The organism is Mycolicibacterium baixiangningiae (genome assembly GCF_016313185.1).
Taxonomy (GTDB): Bacteria; Actinomycetota; Actinomycetes; order Mycobacteriales; family Mycobacteriaceae; genus Mycobacterium; species Mycobacterium baixiangningiae.
Map to the genome: position 1 here is coordinate 5007028 of NZ_CP066218.1, position 19227 is coordinate 5026254.

General features: G+C 68.3%; 18 protein-coding genes and 1 tRNA gene. 16 read left to right on the plus strand and 3 right to left on the minus strand.

Features of this window, described 5'->3' with window-relative positions; translation table 11 throughout:
- The first annotated feature begins 285 nt into the window (after window positions 1-285).
- The 6 genes from I7X18_RS23790 to I7X18_RS23815 all read left to right on the plus strand — a co-directional run bounded on the left by I7X18_RS23790 (window position 286) and on the right by I7X18_RS23815 (window position 4643).
- A tRNA-Thr gene (locus tag I7X18_RS23790) sits at window positions 286-360 on the plus strand.
- Window positions 361-632: 272 nt separating this feature from the next.
- Window positions 633-869, plus strand: a complete 237-nt coding sequence (locus I7X18_RS23795; RefSeq protein WP_193046416.1) for a hypothetical protein — start codon at window positions 633-635, stop codon at window positions 867-869.
- A gap of 145 nt (window positions 870-1014) precedes the next feature.
- Window positions 1015-2004, plus strand: coding sequence for a TIGR03885 family FMN-dependent LLM class oxidoreductase (locus I7X18_RS23800; protein WP_193046417.1), 990 nt, complete (start codon window positions 1015-1017; stop codon window positions 2002-2004).
- Complete coding sequence (locus tag I7X18_RS23805; RefSeq protein ID WP_193046418.1) at window positions 2001-3680, plus strand: alpha-amylase family protein; 1680 nt, start codon at window positions 2001-2003, stop codon at window positions 3678-3680. The genes I7X18_RS23800 and I7X18_RS23805 overlap by 4 nt, the downstream gene beginning before the upstream one ends.
- A gap of 3 nt (window positions 3681-3683) precedes the next feature.
- The gene (locus I7X18_RS23810; protein ID WP_193046419.1) at window positions 3684-4100 is read left to right on the plus strand and encodes a YkvA family protein; all 417 of its coding nucleotides are present in this window, start codon (window positions 3684-3686) and stop codon (window positions 4098-4100) included.
- Window positions 4101-4295: 195 nt separating this feature from the next.
- Window positions 4296-4643, plus strand: a complete 348-nt coding sequence (locus tag I7X18_RS23815) for a hypothetical protein (RefSeq protein WP_193046420.1) — start codon at window positions 4296-4298, stop codon at window positions 4641-4643.
- On the opposite strand, the gene I7X18_RS23820 is transcribed toward I7X18_RS23815, so the two are convergent.
- Window positions 4640-5911: a cation:proton antiporter gene (locus I7X18_RS23820; protein WP_193046421.1), complete on the minus strand. Its 1272-nt coding sequence runs from the start codon at window positions 5909-5911 to the stop codon at window positions 4640-4642. The genes I7X18_RS23815 and I7X18_RS23820 overlap by 4 nt on opposite strands.
- A gap of 132 nt (window positions 5912-6043) precedes the next feature.
- Here I7X18_RS23820 and I7X18_RS23825 point away from each other — a divergent pair, with 132 nt between their 5' ends.
- The 10 genes from I7X18_RS23825 to I7X18_RS23870 all read left to right on the plus strand — a co-directional run bounded on the left by I7X18_RS23825 (window position 6044) and on the right by I7X18_RS23870 (window position 17420).
- On the plus strand, window positions 6044-8287 hold the full coding sequence (locus I7X18_RS23825; protein ID WP_193046422.1) for a hybrid sensor histidine kinase/response regulator: 2244 nt from the start codon (window positions 6044-6046) through the stop codon (window positions 8285-8287).
- Entirely contained in the window at window positions 8287-8661 is a 375-nt protein-coding gene (locus I7X18_RS23830; RefSeq protein ID WP_193046423.1) for a response regulator, read from the plus strand. Before I7X18_RS23825 ends, I7X18_RS23830 begins: the two co-directional genes overlap by 1 nt.
- Complete coding sequence (locus I7X18_RS23835) at window positions 8661-9785, plus strand: response regulator (protein ID WP_193046424.1); 1125 nt, start codon at window positions 8661-8663, stop codon at window positions 9783-9785. The genes I7X18_RS23830 and I7X18_RS23835 overlap by 1 nt, the downstream gene beginning before the upstream one ends.
- Window positions 9786-9790: 5 nt before the next feature.
- Window positions 9791-11368, plus strand: coding sequence for a peptide ligase PGM1-related protein (locus I7X18_RS23840; RefSeq protein ID WP_193046425.1), 1578 nt, complete (start codon window positions 9791-9793; stop codon window positions 11366-11368).
- Window positions 11369-11576: 208 nt separating this feature from the next.
- Window positions 11577-13937 (plus strand): xanthine dehydrogenase family protein molybdopterin-binding subunit, encoded by a 2361-nt coding sequence (locus I7X18_RS23845; protein WP_193046426.1) that lies wholly within the window; start codon window positions 11577-11579, stop codon window positions 13935-13937.
- A 2-nt stretch (window positions 13938-13939) separates the two neighbouring features.
- Window positions 13940-14632, plus strand: coding sequence for an SRPBCC family protein (locus I7X18_RS23850; RefSeq protein WP_193046427.1), 693 nt, complete (start codon window positions 13940-13942; stop codon window positions 14630-14632).
- The gene (locus I7X18_RS23855) at window positions 14629-15522 is read left to right on the plus strand and encodes an FAD binding domain-containing protein (protein WP_193046428.1); all 894 of its coding nucleotides are present in this window, start codon (window positions 14629-14631) and stop codon (window positions 15520-15522) included. Before I7X18_RS23850 ends, I7X18_RS23855 begins: the two co-directional genes overlap by 4 nt.
- Window positions 15515-16009 carry a (2Fe-2S)-binding protein gene (locus tag I7X18_RS23860; protein WP_193046429.1) on the plus strand — a complete coding sequence of 165 codons (495 nt, stop codon included), beginning with the start codon at window positions 15515-15517 and terminating at the stop codon, window positions 16007-16009. The genes I7X18_RS23855 and I7X18_RS23860 overlap by 8 nt, the downstream gene beginning before the upstream one ends.
- Window positions 16010-16101: 92 nt before the next feature.
- Window positions 16102-16992: an NAD(P)-dependent oxidoreductase gene (locus I7X18_RS23865; RefSeq protein ID WP_193046430.1), complete on the plus strand. Its 891-nt coding sequence runs from the start codon at window positions 16102-16104 to the stop codon at window positions 16990-16992.
- Between the two features lie 20 nt (window positions 16993-17012).
- Entirely contained in the window at window positions 17013-17420 is a 408-nt protein-coding gene (locus I7X18_RS23870; RefSeq protein ID WP_193046431.1) for a DUF6632 domain-containing protein, read from the plus strand.
- Here the strand turns inward: I7X18_RS23870 and I7X18_RS23875 are convergent.
- Together I7X18_RS23875 and I7X18_RS23880 are read right to left on the minus strand one after the other, a co-directional pair.
- Window positions 17403-18239 carry an SDR family oxidoreductase gene (locus tag I7X18_RS23875; RefSeq protein WP_193046432.1) on the minus strand — a complete coding sequence of 279 codons (837 nt, stop codon included), beginning with the start codon at window positions 18237-18239 and terminating at the stop codon, window positions 17403-17405. The genes I7X18_RS23870 and I7X18_RS23875 overlap by 18 nt on opposite strands.
- A gap of 51 nt (window positions 18240-18290) precedes the next feature.
- The gene (locus I7X18_RS23880) at window positions 18291-19187 is read right to left on the minus strand and encodes an enoyl-CoA hydratase (protein WP_193046433.1); all 897 of its coding nucleotides are present in this window, start codon (window positions 19185-19187) and stop codon (window positions 18291-18293) included.
- Window positions 19188-19227 lie beyond the last annotated feature (40 nt).

Below are 19227 nucleotides of genomic sequence, written 5' to 3' on the forward strand. Positions count from 1 at the left end.
GGTCATCGACGAACGAGCCTGGGCGACTTTGCACGGCCGGCCGCCACAACGTTTCCACACCCGAGACCGGTCGTCGACACAGATCGACGCTAGCCTGGGGCGCCGACAACTACGGCGTCGGTGGATTCCGTAGCGATCTGTTGACGGACCGCCCGACCGATCGGCCATGTCCAGGGCGCGCACCGCCCGGCGCCCGCCGAAGCGACCCACTTTTCGAGCGAGCACAGCACTGCGAATAGTGGAGCCGGGGAGAAGCCGATAAGCTCTGGCAGTCCAACGAGACACGCCTCCTTAGCTCAGCGGTAGAGCAACGCTCTTGTAAAGCGTAGGTCGTCAGTTCAATCCTGACAGGAGGCTCCACAGTTCGACCGGGTTGGATCGGCACCGGTCTGGGTAACCTGCCCCCGTGCTTAACGGGGATGCAGTAGTGGCCATCGACGACTGTCACGGATGTGGCTACCCCCGACTCGGGCCCGGTCTGTGCGCACCGTGTCAATCGTTCTCCGCCATGCCGTTCACGGGGTTCGAGGAACGATTGACCGGGTAGAGCCCGCAGCATGAACTGAGCAACGGCGCTGGACCACCGTCGTCGCCATCGGTGCGGCCGTGGTGTTCGCACCACTGGCCGTCGCGTGCGGCGGCAGCGAGGAAACCGGCGAGACGTCGACGACCTCGACAACCACCCCGACCACCTCGACGAGCGCCCCGGCGACCACGACCCCAGCTTCGCCCGCACCGGCCGGTACGGCACCGGCGACCCGACGCAACCCGCATCGCCGGCCGTGCCCGGTGCCGGCTCCCCCGCCGCACCCGCTCCCGAAAAGCGGCGCGACCACCCGGCCCGAGACACCCACCGTCCCGCCCGGTGAGGGACCCGGCGGCACCACGGGCGGCAACACCGAGGCACCTGGCATGGGTGACGGTGAGGGCGGCAGCGGCGATCCGGGTGATACCGGCGACGAGGGCTGACGCCCGAGACCATTGACGAAGGCCGGTTCGGGGTATGCGGGGGGTATGACCGTCATCGGCTTCCACTGCTCACACGAACAGATCGACCCCGCCCAGCTTCTCAAGGACGTCCAGCACGCCGAGCGGGCCGGCTTCACCGCAGGCATGTCTTCCGACCATTTCAGTCCGTGGAGCGAACGGCAGGGGGAATCCGGGTTCGCCTGGGCGTTCCTCGGCGCCGCGCTCGCCACCACCGCTCTGCCCTTCGGCGTCGTCAACGCACCCGGCCAGCGCTACCACCCGGCGATCATCGCCCAGGCCGTCGCCACGCTGGCCCAGATGTTCCCCGGTCGGTTCTGGGCGGCGCTGGGCTCGGGTGAGGCGTCCAACGAGCGGATCACCGGGCAGGTATGGCCCCGCAAGGAGGTGCGCGACGCACGCCTCGTCGAGTGTGTGGACGTCATCCGCCGCCTTCTGCGCGGTGAGGAGGTCAGCCACGAGGGCCTGGTTGAGGTCAACCGGGCTCGCCTGTGGACGCGGCCCGAGGTGGTGCCCGACCTCGTGGGGCCGGCGGTCACGCCGCAGACGGCCGCCCGCCACGCCGCCTGGGCCGACGGACTGATCACGGTCAACCAGCCGCCCGACAAACTGCGCCAGATCCTCGACGCGTACCGGGAGGCCGGTGGGCGCGGCCCGGCCCGGCTCCAGATCCACCTGAGCTGGGCGCGCACCGATGACGAGGCCATGGCGATCGCGCACGACCAGTGGCGCAACAACGTCTTCGATCCACCGGTGTCGTGGGATACCGAGACGGTGGAGGCGTTCGACGTGGTCGGCAGCGCCGTCTCGGCGGAGAAGGTTGGTGGCGCGGTACGGGTTTCGGCGGACCTCGCCCGCCATGCGGAGTGGCTCGCCGAGTATGTGGAGCAAGGCTGGGAGGAGCTTTACCTGCACTTCGTCGGCAAAGAGCAGGCAGGCTTCATCGACGCCTTCGGTGAGCATGTGCTGCCGCAACTCTCCCCGACTGCTCCGTCGACGAGCGCGGCCATCGCGTGAGGAAGATCGAGACCGGCGACCTCTGGTGGAAGAACGCGGTGTTCTACTGCGCCGACATCGAGACGTTCTACGACTGGAACGGCGATGGCAGCGGCGACATCCGAGGCATGACCGAGCGCATCGAGTACCTGTTCGATCTCGGCATCACCTGCCTGTGGCTGATGCCGTTCTATCCGACCGCCCGCAAGGACGACGGTTACGACATCGTCGACTTCTTCGGGGTCGATCAGCGTCTCGGTAACCTGGGTGACTTCGTCGAGTTGGTGCGCACCGCTCGGTCCAAGGGCATCCGCGTGATCATCGACTTCGTCATGAACCACACCTCCGACGCCCACCCGTGGTTCAAGTCCGCCCGGCGCAGCAAAGACGACCCGTACCGCGACTACTACGTGTGGAGCGCGACCGAACCCAAGTCGGACCCGGCCGACGTCGTCTTCCCCGACCAGGAGGACAGCATCTGGGAGTTGGATCCCAAGACCGACGAGTGGTACCTGCATCACTTCTACAAGCACCAGCCCGACCTGAATATCGCGAACCCCAAAGTGCAGGAGGAGATCTCACGCACGTTGGGCTTCTGGCTGCAGCTCGGCGTCTCGGGGTTCCGGGTCGACGCCGTCCCGTTCCTGTTCGCCCGCGACGGTGCGCCGGGCGACCCGGGTGTATTCGACCCCTACGAATACCTCGGGGACGTTCGCAACTTCGTCACCCGGCGGGTCGGCGACGCGGTGCTGCTCGGCGAAGTGAACGTTCCCTATGAGGATCAGAAGACGTTCTTCGGTGGCGACGACGGCGACGGGCTCAACATGCAGTTCGACTTCATCGGAATGCAGAACATGTACCTGTCACTGGCCCGCGGCGACGCCGGCCCGATCTCCGAGGCGCTGCGCGGGCGCCCGCCGCTCGACGAGACGAGCCAGTGGGCGAACTTCGTTCGCAACCACGACGAGCTCACGCTCGACAAACTCGGCGAATCGGAACGCCAGGAGATCTTCGACGCGTTCGGTCCGGAACCGGAGATGCAGCTCTACGGCCGCGGGCTGCGGCGACGCCTGCCATCGATGCTCGGCGGGGACGAGCGGCGGATGCGGATGGTCTACTCGCTGGCGTTCTCGCTGCCTGGGACTCCGGTCCTGTTCTATGGCGAAGAGATCGGGATGGCCGAGAACCTCGACATCCCAGGGCGGTTCGCCGTACGGGTTCCCATGCAGTGGACCCGCGACGACAACGGCGGCTTCTCCAGATCCGACCCACGGCGGCTGGCCCGCCCGCTCACCGACGGCCTCTACGGCCCGGAGCATGTGAATGTCGCCGACCAGCGCCACGACCATCAGTCGTTCTGGTGGTTCATCCGCGATCTGATCTACACCTACCGCCAACAGCCCGAGATCGGGTGGTCGACGGCCGAGGTGCTCGACCAGCCCAACCCGGCGGTGCTCGCGCACTGCTGCCGCGAGAAGACCGGGTGGACGATGGTCGCGCTGCACAACTTCGGTGCAGACCGCTGCATGGTGCCGATCCAGATCGAGGACGCGCCGGAGGGGTCGACGCTCGTCGATCTGCTGGACGGACTGTCCGTCCACGAACTGGACGCCAAGGGAGGGCTCGAGGTCGGCCTCGACGGATACGGCTACCGCTGGCTGCGCCTGCTGCGTCCGGGCGATGACCCCATCATCTGATAGATGACCGTGTGGGGCTTCGTGATCGGCGTCGCCGTCGCGCTCTCGCTGACATGGCTGGCGCTCGTGGTCGTGTTGATGGTCGCGCGGCCCCGCGGCGGGGTGACGCGCGAGGCACTGAGGATCCTTCCCGACGTCCTGCGCCTCGTCCGCCGGCTCGCCGCCGACACGTCACTACCGACCGGTGTGCGGGTGCGTCTGGGGTTGCTGCTCGCATATCTGGCGTTGCCGTTCGACCTGATCCCCGACTTCATCCCGGTGCTGGGCTACGCCGACGACGCGATCATCGTCGCCGTGGCGCTGCGCGGCGTGGCCCGCTCGGCCGGCCGCGAGGCCCTGCGCGCTCACTGGCCCGGTAGCGACGAGGGCTTCGCGGCGCTCTGCCGCCTCACCGGGTTGAACTCCCGCGACGATGGGTAACCTCCGCGCGTGCTGGGTGGGGAAGCAATGACCGCCATCGACAAATGCCACGGACGTGGCTATCCGCGGCTCGGGCCAACACTGTGTGCTCCGCGCCGATCCTTATCCGCGGTCCCCTTCAGCACCGCACTTCGGGTCGATGGCGCGCGGTTCGCGATACCGATTGACACCGATTGACGAGGTAGACGTCGCATCATGAGAATCGAGCATCTGTCGGCCCACCACGGCGCCGTGCGCCGGTGGTCCGCCGCCGCAGGAATCAGCGCCGCCGTCGTGATCGCACCGCTGGCCGCCGCGTGCGGGACCACCACCAGCGAGTCGAGCCAGCCCCCGACCCCCGCGCCCCCGACCACGACGACCGCAACCGTCCCGGCCGCGCCTGCGCCCCCCGCGCCCGGCGCGGTACCACCGGCTCCTGGGAGCGAGCCGAGCACACAGCCGGAGACCCCGGTGATCGCGCCCGGCGAGGGCCCGGTCGTCACCACCACCATCGTCGAGACCCCGGCGCCCGGAATGGGTGACGACGAAGGCAGCGGCGACTAATCGACCAGCCGTTCGCGTGCCTGCTCCTCGGGGGTCGGCGGGATCTGCCGCATATACCGCCGGACGAGTGGTCCGGCCATCGCCGAGGTGACCAGCGCGACCAGCACGAGGATCGTGAATCCTTCGGTGGAGATGACTCCGAGGCGCAGACCCGCGGCGGCGACCACGAGTTGAACGGTGCCGCGGGCGTTGAGCGCCGACGACACCGCCATCGACGCCGGGTGCCCGAGCCGGGCGAGGCGGCCGCCGCAGTAGGCCCCGGCCGACTTGCTCGCGATCGCCAACACGACCGCCGCGACCGCGACCAGGGCCAGGCCAGGGTCGCGCAGGGCCATCACGTCGGCTGACAGAGCATTCACGGCGAGGAACAACGGCGCCAGCACTCCCAACACCACTGTGCGCAGGGGCTGCAGCTTGGCCACGGGCACGATTCGGCCGCCGGCGACGATCGCGCCGCACACGAAGGCGCCGAGCGTCGAATCCAGCCCGACCAGGTCGGTCAAGACTGCCCCCAGCGTGATGAACGCCGCCGCGACCAGACAGCACGCGCCGGCGCCGAGATCACGTTCAGCGCCGGTGACCGCGTGCCGCGCGACGACTGCGATCAGCACGAGGGCGGTGACGGCCGCCACCGCCAACGGCATATCTCCATACCAGACGGCCCCGGTGCCTGCGTCTTCCAGATGAACCACCGCCGCGAGGATCGACAGGCCGATCCATACGACGGCGTCGTCGATGACGGCCACGCTCAGCGCCAACTGGCTCAGGTTGCGGTGCAGCACACCGATATCCGCGAATATCTTGACGATCACCGGTACGGCGCTCACCGACAGGGCGAGGCCGGCGAACACGGCGAACGACCAGCTGTCCGCGGCGGGTCCGCGCAGCCGGTGGTCGGCGAGCAGGGCCAGCGCCGCCGTGGACACCAGCGGCAGCACGAGGGCTCCGGCGCTGAGCAACCACACCGTCGACAGGCGTGTCCGGACGAACGAGAGGTCGACGGACGCTCCGGCCACGCCGATCAGCAACACGCCGCAGAACAGTGCGATACCGCGAAGTGCGTCCATCGGGGACGCCGGGGTGAACAACCAGTCCCCCGGGTCCGCTGCGATGCGGCCGAGCACCGACGGGCCGAGCAGCAGCCCGGCCGCGAGTTCACCCGTGGTGGCGGGCAGCCCGACGCGCTCTGCCAGGCGGCCCAGCAGAAAGGCGACCGCCAGCAGGATCCCGAGCTGCAGCAGCAGAGTCGTGGGGTCGAGGCTCTGCACGGACGCGACAGTAGCGAACGCAACATCCTCGCCGTCTTCAATTGACGCAATCTGCTATTCCATACCCCGCTGATGGCGTGAGGAGCAGAATGGCAACGTCGCACTGTTCGGACCTCGTGGGGAGGCCGACGAATGACCAGGGGAATGCTTCCGCCGAGCGTCGAAACACACGAGCGTTTGCTGCAGGATCACGACGCCGTGGTCGAACAACTCATCGCGGCCGACGCCGTGCTCGTCGCATTGGGGCGGTCCTCCTCGGCCGCCGACACGAACGCCGTGATGGCCACGGTGGCACACAGCGCCCAGCGCTTGTGCCGATGCCAGGGCGTGTCGGTCTACCTGCTGCACGGTGACGAATTCGAACTCGCGGCGACGGTCGGTCTTCCGCCCGAGTACCGCACCTACGTCGACGCCCACCCGCTGCGCAGGGACCGCGAGACGATGGCGGGCCGGGTCGCGATCGACCGGCGCGTCGAACAGGTCACCGACGTCCTCACCGACGCCGGCTACGGCCGCCGCGACGTGCAGCAGCTGGCCGGATCGCGGACCGTGATCGCCGCACCGCTGATCCTCGACGACGAGGTGGTAGGAGCAATCACGTTGTTCCGCACCGAAGTCGAGCCGTTCGACGACCGCGCCACCACCATGCTGCAGCGTTTCGCGGCCCAGGCCGCCGCCGTGGTGCGCAACCTGCACCTGGTGCGCGCACTGGGCGGGCGGCAGAAGGAACTCGCACGCAAAGTCGAACAGCTGCAAGCACTCAACGCGGTCGGTGAAATCGTCAGCTCGACCCTCGACCTCGACGAGGTGCTGTTCAAGATCATCCTCAACGCCGTGCGGTTCGCGGGCTGCGACGGCGGCTCGATCATGGAGTTCCTCGACGACGAACGTCGCTTCGTCGCCCGCACCACCTACCCCAGCAGCCCGGCACTGTTGGCCGGCTTGCGCAAGCTCCACATCGGCTTGGACGACACCCTGGTCGGCCGCGCCGCACGGCAGGGCCGCCCGCAGGGGATCCCCGATATCGCCGAGGTGGACCGAGACGTTCACCTCGAGCTGCTCTATCAGGACGGATGGCGTTCGGTACTAGCCGTTCCGGTGCTCCGCGACGGGCAGATCATCGGCGTCATGGTCGTCCGGCGCAAGACATCCGGCGTCTTCGCCGACGACCTGCTCGACTTCATCGAGACCTTCGCGAGCCAATCCGCGCTGGCCGTGCACAACGCTCGTCTCTATCGCGAACTCGAACGCAAGAGCGCTGAACTGGAAGTGGCCAGCGACCACAAGTCGGACTTCCTGGCCAGCATGTCCCACGAGCTGAGAACCCCGCTCAACGCGGTCATCGGATTCTCAGAGGTGTTGCTGCAGAGGATGTTCGGCGATATCAACGACCGCCAGGAAGAGTACCTGCGGGACATCCTCAACTCCGGTAAGCATCTCCTCGAGTTGCTCAACGAGATCCTTGACCTGTCGAAGGTCGAGGCGGGCCGGATGGAGCTCGAACCGTCGGTGTTCACGGTCGGCGGGGTCATCGAGCACACCATCGCCCTTGTGCGGGAGCGGGCGGCCCGGCATGCGCTCACGCTGGCCGTCGCCATCGATCCCGAACTGGATCTCATCGAGACCGACGAACTGCGGTTCAAGCAGGTGGTGCTGAACCTGCTGAGCAACGCGGTGAAGTTCACCCCGGACGGCGGACACATCGAGGTCAAGGCCGAACAGACCGGCCAGTCCCTCACCGTCACCGTGACCGACGACGGTGTGGGCATTCCACCCGAGGACCAGCAGCGCATCTTCGAGGCGTTCCAGCAGGGGCGGCGGGGACCGGCGCGCGAAGAGGGCACCGGCCTCGGTCTCACCCTGTGCCGCCGGATCGTCACGCTGATGGGCGGTGTGATGTCGCTGCGCAGCGAGGTCGGCGTCGGGAGCACCTTCAGTTTCACGGTTCCGGTTCAGCACACCGGCGCGGCGGCGGTCAACGCCACCACCGACGGCGCAGATCCGATCGTCGTCGTGATCGACGACGACCGCCGGTCTCTCGACCTGCTGACCGCCTATCTGGACGGTCAGGGGGTACGGGTCGTGTGGGCACGGGACGGCAGAGACGGACTCGACACCATCCGTCGGCTGCACCCGCTGGCGACCCTTCTCGACATCCGGTTGCCGGGCATCGACGGATGGGCCGTGCTCGACGATCTGCAGACCGACCCCGAGACCAGGCCCATGCCCGTGATCATCGTGTCGATTCTCGACGAGAAGGCCCGCGGCCTGGCGGCCGGCGCGACGGACTACCTCACCAAACCGGTGGGGCGTGACGACCTCCTCGACGCCCTGAGGCGGGTGCGCGTGCTGCCCGTCGGGAACGCGGGACGCTGATGGCCGCGCGCATCCTCGTCGTCGAGGACAACCCCCTCAACCTCAAGTTGATCAGGGACGTGCTGCGGTTCCAGGGATACGACGTGATCACCGCGCGGTCCGGCGAGGAGGGCGTCGCGTTGGCGACCGGCGACGCACCCGACCTCATTCTGATGGACCTGCAGCTGCCGGGTATCGGCGGCTACGAGGCGCTGGAACTGCTGCGCGGCGACCCCCGCAGCCAAGGCGTCCCGGTGGTCGCCGTGACGGCCTTCGCCATGAGGGACGACCGCGAGCGGGCGATCGCGGCCGGCTTCGACGGCTACATCGCCAAACCGATCAGCATCATCGCGTTGCGAGAGCAGCTGGCCCCCTTCTTCACCCGGCGGACGTGATGGCCGACCAGATCACGATCCTCGCCGTCGACGACCAACCCCAGAACCTGCGGCTGCTCGACGCCGTCCTGAGCCCGCACGGCTACCGCGTGGTGCCCGCCATCTCGGGCGAGAAAGCGCTCCACGAACTATGCGAATCCGACGTCGACCTCGTCCTGCTCGACATCGTGATGCCCGGTATGGACGGACACCACGTCTGCCGGCGCATCCGCCAGGACCCGAAGACCGCGTTCCTGCCGGTCGTCATGATCACCGCCAGCGGACAGCAGGAGAAACTCGCCGCCCTGCTCGCCGGCGCCGACGACTTCATCAGCAAGCCGTTCGACCAGGGCGAGCTACTCGCGCGTGTCGCGTCACTGGCGCGGCTCAAGCGCTACCACGACACGATCAACCGGCAGGCCGAGGAACTCAGGCGCTGGAACACCGAGCTGGAGGACAGGGTGGCCGCCCAAGTGCGCGACCTCGAACGCGTGGGCCGGCTGCGGCGTTTCCTGTCCCCTCAGCTCGTCGACGTGATCATCGACTCCGGGGAGCAGGACTTCCTGGCCAGCCACCGGCGAGAGATCGTGGTGGTGTTCTGCGACCTGCGCGGCTTCACCCCGTTCGCGGAGGCCAGCGAGCCCGAAGAGGTCATGGGTGTGTTGAACGAATACCACCAAGTCCTCGGAAAGCTCATCTTCGAATACGAGGGCACGCTGGAACGGTTCACCGGCGACGGCCTGATGGTGTTCTTCAACGATCCGTTTCCGGTCGACGACGCTCCCGAGCGCGCGTTACGCATGTCGCTGGCCATGCGCGACGACGTCCGCGTGCTGGCCGAAGGGTGGCACCGGCGCGGATACGACCTTTCGATGGGAGTCGGGGTCGCGCAGGGGTTCGCCACCCTGGGGCGGATCGGATTCGAGGGGCGGTTCGACTACGCCGCGATCGGCAGCGTCACCAACCTCGCCGCCCGCCTGTGCGGCGCGGCCGGACCCTGGGAAGTCCTTGCTTCCCAACGCGTCTACCACGCGGCCGAGCCGGCTGTGCTCGGCACGGAGATCGGCGCGCTGGAACTCAAGGGGTTCAGCCGCCCGGTCCGGGTGTTCGACGTCACTGACACCGGCGATCATCGAGAAAGGTGAAACCCATGGCCGTTTCGGAACTGGCGGAATCGCAGAGCCAACCGACGCTGTCCGAACTCGACGAGGCGGCCCGGCAGGGCCGATTCGAGGCCCTCCAGGCCAGGATGCAGACCGTTTGGGACGCAATGAAACTCGACCTGGAGGACGAATCGGTGGTCATCGTGCCGTCGGTGTCCGTGACGCAGCCGGTCCCCGGGATCGTCTCGGCCTTCGAGGAGCGGTTCCTGTTCCTGCTGCTGTTGCTGCGCCAGCCGCGGCTACGGCTGATCTACGTGACGTCGACACCGGTTGACCCGCGAATCGTCGAGTACTACCTCGCGCTGCTGCCCGGCGTGATCCCCAGCCACGCATTGGCGCGGTCGACCTTCGTCTCCATCGACGATCCGTCGGACCGCCCACTCGCCGACAAGCTGCTGGAGCGGCCCCGGCTGCTGGCGAAGATCGCCGCACACATCCCGAATCGGCAGCGGTGCCATCTCATTCCATACAGCACGACCGCGGCCGAGCGCGACATCGCCCTGACCCTCGGCATTCCGATGTACGGTGCCGACCCCCGCCTCGCCGACCTCGGCAGCAAGACGGGCTGTCGTCGCCTGTTCGCCGAATGCGGTGTCACCCACCCGCTCGGCGCTCAGGGATTGCACAACCTCGAAGAGGTGGCGGACGCGATCGCCGGCATGCTGGCGGTACGGCCGTCCATCAGGGAGGTGATCGTCAAGACCAACGAGGGTGTCGCGGGTGCGGGGAACGCTCTCGTCGATTTGACCAGGATCACCGAGCTGCCTGCTGACGAGCGGCGTCCGGCCATCGCCGCGGCGGTGCGCGCCATGCGTCTGGAGTCGCCGAAGGTGCCGCTCGAGGCGTATGTGGAGAAGTTCGAGCACGGCGGCGGCATTGTCGAGGAACGCATCGTCGGCGAGGAACTGCGCAGCCCGAGCGTGCAGTTGCGGGCCCGGCCGGACGGCAGCGTCGAACTGCTGTCGACGCACGATCAGCTGCTCGGCGGCACCACCGGACAGAGTTTCCTCGGCTGCCTGTTCCCTGCCGACCCGGCTTACTCGCGACTGATCAGCGAGCCCGCCCTGCGCATCGGCGAACGGGTGGCGGCGGCCGGCGCGCTCGGGCGCTTCGCGATCGACTTCGTCGTGGTCAAGGACGAGACCGGCGCCTGGTCGACCTACGCGATCGAGATCAACCTCCGCAAAGGCGGGACCACCCATCCGTTCCTCACGTTGCAGTTCCTCACCGAGGGCTCCTATGACAGTGCGAGCGGACGGTTCCTCACTCCGCAGGGCCAAGAGAAACATCTCGTCGCCACCGACCACCTCGAGTCCGCCGGTCTGCGTGCTTTGTCGGTCGACGACCTGTTCGACGCCGTCGCCCGTCACGGGATGCACTTCGACCAGTCGAGCCAGACCGGCGTGGTCTTCCACATGATCAGCAGCCTCAGCGGATGCGGCCGGGTCGGCATGACCGCCGTCGGCGACACCGCGACGGACGCCATGGCGCTCTACCAACGCGCGCAGCACACCTTGCTGCAGGAGGCGGCGGCCGCCGCCCGGGAGACGGCGCTTCCCGGGTAGGCACCGCTGCCTCGCCGATTCCCGCCCGGCTGCGCCGTTCACCTGGCAGCCTGGGCACGTGCGGCGCCCTGACAGCCCAACGACGTGCGGAAATGACGCTCTCCCTTTCAGGGGGACTCGTTACCAGTTACGATAACGGCACTCTTGCTGGCGCCCGTGACCGACCACTTACGCGCAGAAGCAATCCGACGGAATGGAGCGATCACCGATGACCGACACCGTCGCCACCCGGTACTCGGGCACCCGCGTCGCCCGCGTCGAGGACAATCGCCTGCTGACCGGTCGCGGCACCTTCGTCGACGACATCCAGCGCCCGGGGATGCTGCATGCGTGCTTCGTGCGCAGTCCCTTCGCCCGAGCCCGGATCACGCGCGTCGACGCGACCGCCGCTCTGGCGATGCCCGGCGTGTACGCGGTCTACACCGCCGACGACCTCAACGGTGACGCCGTCGAGGCCTGGCACGCCGTGACCGGTAAGGACATTGTCGACACCCCGCGCCCGCCGCTGGCCGAGGGCGAGGTGAAATTCGTCGGTGACCCCGTCGCGCTCGTCGTCGCCGAATCCCGGTACCTCGCCGAAGACGCCGTCGACGCCGTCGAGGTGGACTACGAACCCTTGCCCCCGGTGGCCGATTTCCGCACCGCGGTGAACTGCGAGAACGTCGTTCACGAGCAGTACCCGGACAACGTGGCGGGCGGACTCGGCGGCGCACCGCCGGACGAGGAGACCTTCTCGTCGGCGGCATGTGTGGTCAGCGAGAACGTCTATCAGCAGATGTACGTGCCGGTCCCGATCGAGACCCGCGGCATGGTGATCGAATGGGAAGCCACCACAGGCGAATTGACGCTGTGGGCGTCCACGCAGACACCGCACGAGCTGCGCGCGTTCACCGCCCGGCTGCTCGGCATCCCGGCCCAGAAGGTCCGGGTCATCATGCGCGACACCGGCGGCGGTTTCGGACAGAAGGTCGTGCCGATGCGCGAGGACATGGTCATCATGCTCGCCGCGCGCAAAGTCCCCGGTGCGCTGAAGTGGATCGAGGACCGGCGCGAGAACCTGATGTCGGCCGGCCAGTCCCGCCACGTCGACGGCACCGCGCGGATGGCATTCGACGACGACGGCACCCTCCTCGCCGTCGACATCGACTTCAACCAGGACGTCGGCGCGTATCCCACTCCGTACCCGGTGCTCACCACCGCGGCGATCGGCATGTTCTTCCCCGGGCCGTACCGCGTCCCGAAGGCCAGCTTCAACTACAAGACGGTGTTCTCCAACACCGCAGGCCTGCACGCCTACCGGGGCCCGTGGCAGTACGAGACGCTGGCACGCGAGATCCTGCTTGACATCGCCGCCCGCAAGCTCGACATGGACCCGATCGAACTGCGCCGCAAGAACATCCTGCGCGGGGATGAGATGCCCTACTTCAACCCCAACGGCATGCCGTACGACCACGTCGCACCGGCCGACACCTTCGAACAGGCCGTCAAGATCCTCGACCACGAGGGCTTTCGCAAGGAGCAGGCCGAAGCGCTCGCCCAGGGTCGCTATATCGGGCTGGGGTTCTCGGCATACATCGAACCGACGGGCGCGGCGACCGGCCACCTGGGCACCGAGGGGTGCACGATCCGGATGGAGCCGACCGGCAAGATCAATGTCTACGTCAACGGCGGGTCGACGGGAAACAGCCTGGAGACCACGGTCATTCAGCTCACCGCCGACGCGCTGGGCGCCGACATCGACGATGTGGCGACGATCCAGGGTGACACCGCCGTCACGCCCTACGGTGCGGGCACACAGGGCAGTCGCAGCGCCCCGATGACGGCGGGCGCGGTCAACGAGGCCGGCACCATCCTGCGGGCCCAACTCGTCCGCATGGCCGCGCACCGGCTCGAGGTCACCGAGGACGAGATCGAACTCGGCGGGTCGCAGGCGTATGTGCGCGACGACCCGTCGAAGAGCGTCAGCTTCGCCGACATCGCCTACCGGGCGCACTACCAGCCCGAGCACCTTCCGCCTGGAGGAACAGCCACCCTCGAAGCCACCGCACGCTTCACCTCGATGGCGATGATCCACTGGGCCAACGCCACCCACGCCTGCACCTGTGAGGTCGACGTGGAGACCGGCCAGGTGACGCTGACCCGCTACATCGTCAGCGAGGACGTCGGCCCGATGATCAACCCGAACGTCGTCGAGGGCCAGGTGGCCGGCGGCACGGTGCAGGGCATCGGGGGCGCACTGCTGGAGAGCCTGGTCTACGACGCCGACGGCAACCCTTTGTCGTCGACGTTCGTCGACTATCTGCTGCCGACGGCCACCGAGGTGCCGCCGATCGAATTCGGCCACGTCGAGATCCCCGGCCCGGGCGTCGGCGGCTACAAGGGCGCCGGCGAGGGTGGCGCCATCGGCGCCACACCGGCGGTCATCAACGCGATCAACGACGCGCTCGCCCCGCTGGGGGTGACCGTCACCAAGCTGCCCGCCAGCCCCGCGACCATCGTCGAACTGCTCGAAGGCTCCGGAGGGCTGGAGCGAAGCGACCGGGGAATCAAACCAAGAGAGGACCACTGACCGTGGAGCTGAACAACGAATTCCGGGTCGCGGTGCCCGCCGCCAAGACCTGGGAGGTGCTCACCGACGTCAATCGGGTGGCACCCTGCCTGCCCGGCGCGACGCTGCTGTCGGTCGACGGCGACGAGTTCACCGGCGCGGTCAAGGTCAAGGTCGGTCCGATCACGGTGTCCTACAACGGCGTTGCCGCGTTTCAGGAGAAGGACGCCGCGGCGCGGCGGGTGGTGCTCAAGGCTTCCGGCAAGGAGACCCGCGGAAACGGCAACGCCTCCGCGACCGTCACCGCACAACTCAAGGACGAGGGCGACGCCACCCACGTGGTGATCAACACCGACCTCACCATCTCGGGTAAGGCCGCCCAGTTCGGCCGCGGTGTGCTCGCCGACGTCGCGACCAACCTCATCGGCCAGTTCGCCAAGGCGCTCGAGGCCGACGTGCTCGGCGATGCCCCGACGGCGACGACGGCACCGACTGCGGAGGCGGCCGCCGCGGCGTCGCAGCCCGCCGCGGGTGATTCGCTCGACCTGCTCAAGGTGGTCGCGGTGCCGCTGGCGAAGCGCTTCGCGCCGGTCGCGGGCGCAGTGGCCGCGGGCGCCGCTGCGGGCTTCCTGATCGGCCGTCGCCGCAAGCGCGCGCCGGCGGCGGTGCTGGCCGAGGATCTGCAGGCCGCGCTGGCCCGGCTGCTGTCGTCATGAAAGCCGCACCGTTCGCCTACCACCGTCCCGACACGGTGACCGAGGCGGTGCAGATGCTCGCCGAATTCGGTGAGGACGCCAAGATCCTGGCCGGCGGGCAGAGCCTGGTGCCGATGCTGGCCATGCGCCTGACGCACTTCGAGCACCTGATCGACATCTCCCGCGTCGGAGAGTTGACGGGTATCGACCTCGTCGACGGTCAGATCTCGGTGCGCGCGGGGACACCGCACGCGCTGGTCGGGATGGACGACGAAGTGGCCGACTCGGTGCCGCTGCTCACGTTGGCCACCCCACACATCGGGCACTTCCAGATCCGCACCCGCGGCACCCTCGGCGGCGCGATCGCCCACGCCGACCCCGCCGCCGAGTACGCCGCGGTCGCGCTGGCACTCGATGCGCAGATCGACGCCGTGTCCGCCCGCGGCCGCCGCGAGATCGCCGCCGCGGACTTCTTCACCGGCCTGTGGGAGACGTCGCTCGCGGCAGACGAGATCCTCACCGCCGTGCGGTTCCCCGTATGGAGCGGTCGGACCGGCTTCGCGGTCGAGGAGTTCGCGCGCAGGCACGGCGATTTCGCGATCGCCGGCGCGACGATCGCTCTGGAGGTCGACGGCGACGACCGTGTGACGCGGTGCGGCATCGGGCTGCTGGGCCTGGGGTCGACACCGCTGCGCGGCACCGACGGTGAACGGGCCGTCGTCGGAGAACGGATCTCCGACATCAGCACCGACGAGATCGGCAGAGTGACGCTGGCCGCACTCGCCGACGTACCCGCCGACCTGCAGGGTTCGGCGAGCTACCGCCGCCGCGTCGGGGCCGCGATGGTGTCGCGCGCCCTGACCGCGGCCGTCACACAGGTGACTTCATCGGAGGAGATGGTCCATGCATGAGCTTCCGGTGGCGTTGACGGTCAACGGCCGCAACCACCGCGGGGTGGTCGAACCGCGAATCACGTTGGCCGACTTCCTGCGTGAGACCTGCGGGCTTACCGGCACCCACCTCGGCTGTGAGCACGGGGCGTGCGGGGCGTGCACGGTGCTGCTCGACGGGCAGGCCGTCCGGTCCTGCCTCGTGTTCGCCGTGCAGGCCGACGGCCAAGAGGTCACCACGGTCGAGGGTATCGCCGGGCCGGAAGGAGAGCTGTCTCCCGTGCAGTCCGCGATGAAGGAATGCCACGGGCTGCAATGCGGTTTCTGCACACCGGGGTTCGTCACCTCGATCACTGCGCTGCTGGCCGACAATCCTGACCCCAGCGACGAGGAGATCCGCGAAGGGCTGTCCGGCAACTTCTGCCGGTGCACCGGGTACCAGGGCATCGTCAACGCCGTGCGCCTCGCAGCCGCGAAGACCCGCAACGGGGAGATCGTCAGGTCCTGAGCGTGCACCTGTGTAACGCGGTGGCGGAAATGTGCGCTTGCGACCGCCACACCGTTACGGAAGTTCCTCGCCACCTCCGGTAGAAGTGGTCTATGCACATCGGATTCATCGGCCTGGGCAACATGGGTTCCGCGATGGCGGCCAACCTACTGGCCGCCGGTCACGAGGTGACCGCCTACAACAGGTCCCAACACAAGGTCGACGCGCTGGCCGCCAAGGGCGCGCGCCCCGCCCGCACGGTGGCTGAAGCGTCCCGGGCCGAGGTCGTCGTCACGATGCTCGCCGACGACGCGGCCGTCGAAGCGGTCAGCTTCGGCGCGGACGGCATCGTGGAGTCCCTGGGCCCCGATGCGCTCCACGTGTCGTCATCGACCATCAGCCTGGCCCTGGCCGAACGGCTCACCGCCGCGCACGCCGACGCCGGTCAGCGCTTCGTGTCCGCACCCGTGTTCGGCCGCCCCGAGGCGGCTGCCGCGGCCAAACTCTTCGTCGTAGCCGCCGGTGCAGCCGATGACCTGACCGAACTCGCCCCGGTCTTCGAGGCCGTCGGACAGCGCACCTTCGTCATGGGGAGTGAACCGAAGGCGGCGAACCTCGTGAAGATGTCGGGGAATTTCCTGATCGCCTCCGTGATCGAATCGCTCGGCGAGGCCATGGCTCTGGTGACCAAGGGCGGCGTGGACGCCGGCGAGTACCTCGACCTGCTGACGTCCACGTTGTTCGACGCACCCGTGTACCGCACCTACGGCGGCCTTGTGGCGAGCCGCGAATTCGAGCCTGCCGGCTTCGCCGCCACGGGCGGTCTCAAAGATGTGCGTCTGGCGTTGGAAGCCGGTGAGGGTCTGCAGGTTCCGTTGCCGATCGCCAGCCTGCTGCGTGACCGGTTCCTCACGTTGCTCGCCACCGGCGGCGGACACCTGGACTGGTCGGCGATCAGTGCTCTCAGCGCCCGGGATGCAGGCGGCCCTGGCCCCGTCGCCTGACCGACGCTCACAATGGCGCGATGACACCGTCGTCGCGCTACCGACTCCTGCAGATCGCACTCGTCGTCTTCGGGACAGTGATGCTGCTGCTCTACCCGCTGGCGGTGGTATGGCCGTCGGGGTGGGCGTGGCATCCCGGCGCACCGCACCAGTCCGACTACTTCATGATGATCGTCGGCCTGTACGCCACGCTCGGAGTGTTTCTGTGGAACGCGGCTCGACGCCCCGAAGCCCATCTCAGCCTGATCTGGTTCACCGTGTGCTCGAGTGTCGTGCACGCCGCGATCATGGCGGTGCAGTCCTTCGGCGACGGCCATGACACGGGTCACCTGCTGGGGGATGTCCCGGCGCTGCTACTGGTCGCCGTGGTGCTGTCGGCGCTCGTGCTGTCCTCCGGCGCCGGACGGCGGTCAGACCACCCCGCGTAGCCCGTCGGCGCCGAACAGCGGCTCGAGCATTCCCGACATGTCCGGTCCGCGCCGCAACGCGTGCCCGCCGTCGACGTTGATGATCTGTCCGGTGATCCACGCCGAGGCATCGCTGAGCAGGAACACCGAGAGGTTCGCGATGTCCTCGACCTCCCCGAATCGGGGCAGCGGTGTGCAGGCGCGGTAATCGGCGGACACCTCCGGCGACTCCAGGATGGGGCCGACGAGGTCGGTCTGGATCAGGCCGGGACGAATGCCGTTGACCCGCACCCAGGATGGGCCCAGCTCGTCGGCGGCCAGCTTCATGATGTGGTCGAGCGCCGCCTTGCTGGGCCCGTACGCACCGAACCAGCGGTGCACGTTGCTCGACGCGATCGACGAGATCCCGACGAACGACCCCCCGCCGCCACGCACCAGTTCCCGGGCGGCGTGCTTGAGCACGTACATCGTGCCGTTGACGTTGAGGTCCACCGTGCGCCGCCAGGCATCGGAGTCGATCTGGGTGATCGGACCGATGGTCTCCGATCCGCCCGCACTGTGCACGACACCGTGCAGCCGGCCGCTCCAGGCGGTGGCGGCCTCGACCAACCGGGCCGCTTCGTCCTCGTTGGTGATGTCGGTGGGCTCGTAGCGCACCGATCCGGCGCCGTCGGCGGCCGCGGCGGACAGTTCGTCGGCCGCGGCAGCGAGGCGGTCGGCGTTGCGGCCGGCCAGCATCACGTCGCCGCCCGCCGCGAGGATCGCCGTGGCGACCCCCTTGCCGATACCGCTGCCACCGCCGGTGACCAGATAGGTTCGATCCGCCAAGGAAAGCAGCAAGGTGATTCTCCGGTCTGTAGACGTATAACTGAAACGCGTTCTAGTTATACGTCACGGCACGTCGCGCCGGGCCGACTTCGGTGCGCCGAGCTCGCGCCAGTCCGGCACATCGGGCGGCATCCCGACCGCCATCCGGTTCTCGTTGTGTGCCGCCCAGTGCGCGTGTCCGAGTTCGTGAATGTGGAAGCCGTGCCGCAGAGCCTCGGTGAAACCCATGGCGTCCGCGGCCGCGTTGACCGAATCCTTGACCAGCAGCGCCGCCATCGTCGGCAGCGCGGCGATACGTCGTGCGAATTCGACGGTCTTGTCCTCCAGGTCGGCACGCGGGAAGATCTTCGACACCATGCCGAGGCGGTGCGCCTCGTCGGCGTCGATCGAATCCCCGGTCAGCAGAAGCTCTTTGGCCTTGCGAGGTCCGAACTCCCATGGGTGGGCGTAGTACTCGACACCCGGCATACCGAGCCGCACCGCCACCACGTCACTGAACTTGGCGTCATCGGAGGCGACGATGAGGTCGCACGCCCAGATCAGCATCAGCCCCGCGGAGATCGCGTTCCCCTGCACCTGGGCGATGGTGATCTTGCGCAGATCCCGCCAGCGCCGAGTGTTCTCGAAGAAGTAATGCCACTCCTGCAGGTAGATCTTCTCCGCGATGGCGGGACGCGTCGCCCCGTTCATCCGGAACGTCGGATGCTGCCCGGGCCCGGGGCCGCGCTCGGCGATCGCCTCCTCCGACCCGAGGTCGTGCCCGGCCGAGAAGTTCTTCCCGCGCGCCGCCAGGATCACCACCCGCACCTGGTCGTCGGCCTCCGCACGGCCGAACGCCTCATCGAGCTGTACCAGCAGCGTGCGGGACTGGGCGTTGTGCGTATGCGGCCGATCCAGCCAGATCCGCGCGATGCGCCCGTCGTCGAGTGTCTCGTAGGTCACCTGATCGGCGTTGGCCACAGATGCACCCTACGTGGGCACGTCGTCACCCCGCGGGCGA

Bases quoted from the DNA above. Each gene is read 5' to 3' on its own strand.
- I7X18_RS23815 (WP_193046420.1), top strand. From the start codon at position 4,296: ATGAGAATCGAGCATCTGTCGGCCCACCACGGCGCCGTGCGCCGGTGG.
- I7X18_RS23855 (WP_193046428.1), top strand. From the start codon at position 14,629: ATGAAAGCCGCACCGTTCGCCTACCACCGTCCCGACACGGTGACCGAG.
- I7X18_RS23865 (WP_193046430.1), top strand. From the start codon at position 16,102: ATGCACATCGGATTCATCGGCCTGGGCAACATGGGTTCCGCGATGGCG.
- I7X18_RS23840 (WP_193046425.1), top strand. From the start codon at position 9,791: ATGGCCGTTTCGGAACTGGCGGAATCGCAGAGCCAACCGACGCTGTCC.
- I7X18_RS23835 (WP_193046424.1), top strand. From the start codon at position 8,661: ATGGCCGACCAGATCACGATCCTCGCCGTCGACGACCAACCCCAGAAC.
- I7X18_RS23870 (WP_193046431.1), top strand. From the start codon at position 17,013: ATGACACCGTCGTCGCGCTACCGACTCCTGCAGATCGCACTCGTCGTC.
- I7X18_RS23825 (WP_193046422.1), top strand. From the start codon at position 6,044: ATGACCAGGGGAATGCTTCCGCCGAGCGTCGAAACACACGAGCGTTTG.
- I7X18_RS23860 (WP_193046429.1), top strand. From the start codon at position 15,515: ATGCATGAGCTTCCGGTGGCGTTGACGGTCAACGGCCGCAACCACCGC.
- I7X18_RS23830 (WP_193046423.1), top strand. From the start codon at position 8,287: ATGGCCGCGCGCATCCTCGTCGTCGAGGACAACCCCCTCAACCTCAAG.
- I7X18_RS23810 (WP_193046419.1), top strand. From the start codon at position 3,684: ATGACCGTGTGGGGCTTCGTGATCGGCGTCGCCGTCGCGCTCTCGCTG.
- I7X18_RS23800 (WP_193046417.1), top strand. From the start codon at position 1,015: ATGACCGTCATCGGCTTCCACTGCTCACACGAACAGATCGACCCCGCC.
- I7X18_RS23845 (WP_193046426.1), top strand. From the start codon at position 11,577: ATGACCGACACCGTCGCCACCCGGTACTCGGGCACCCGCGTCGCCCGC.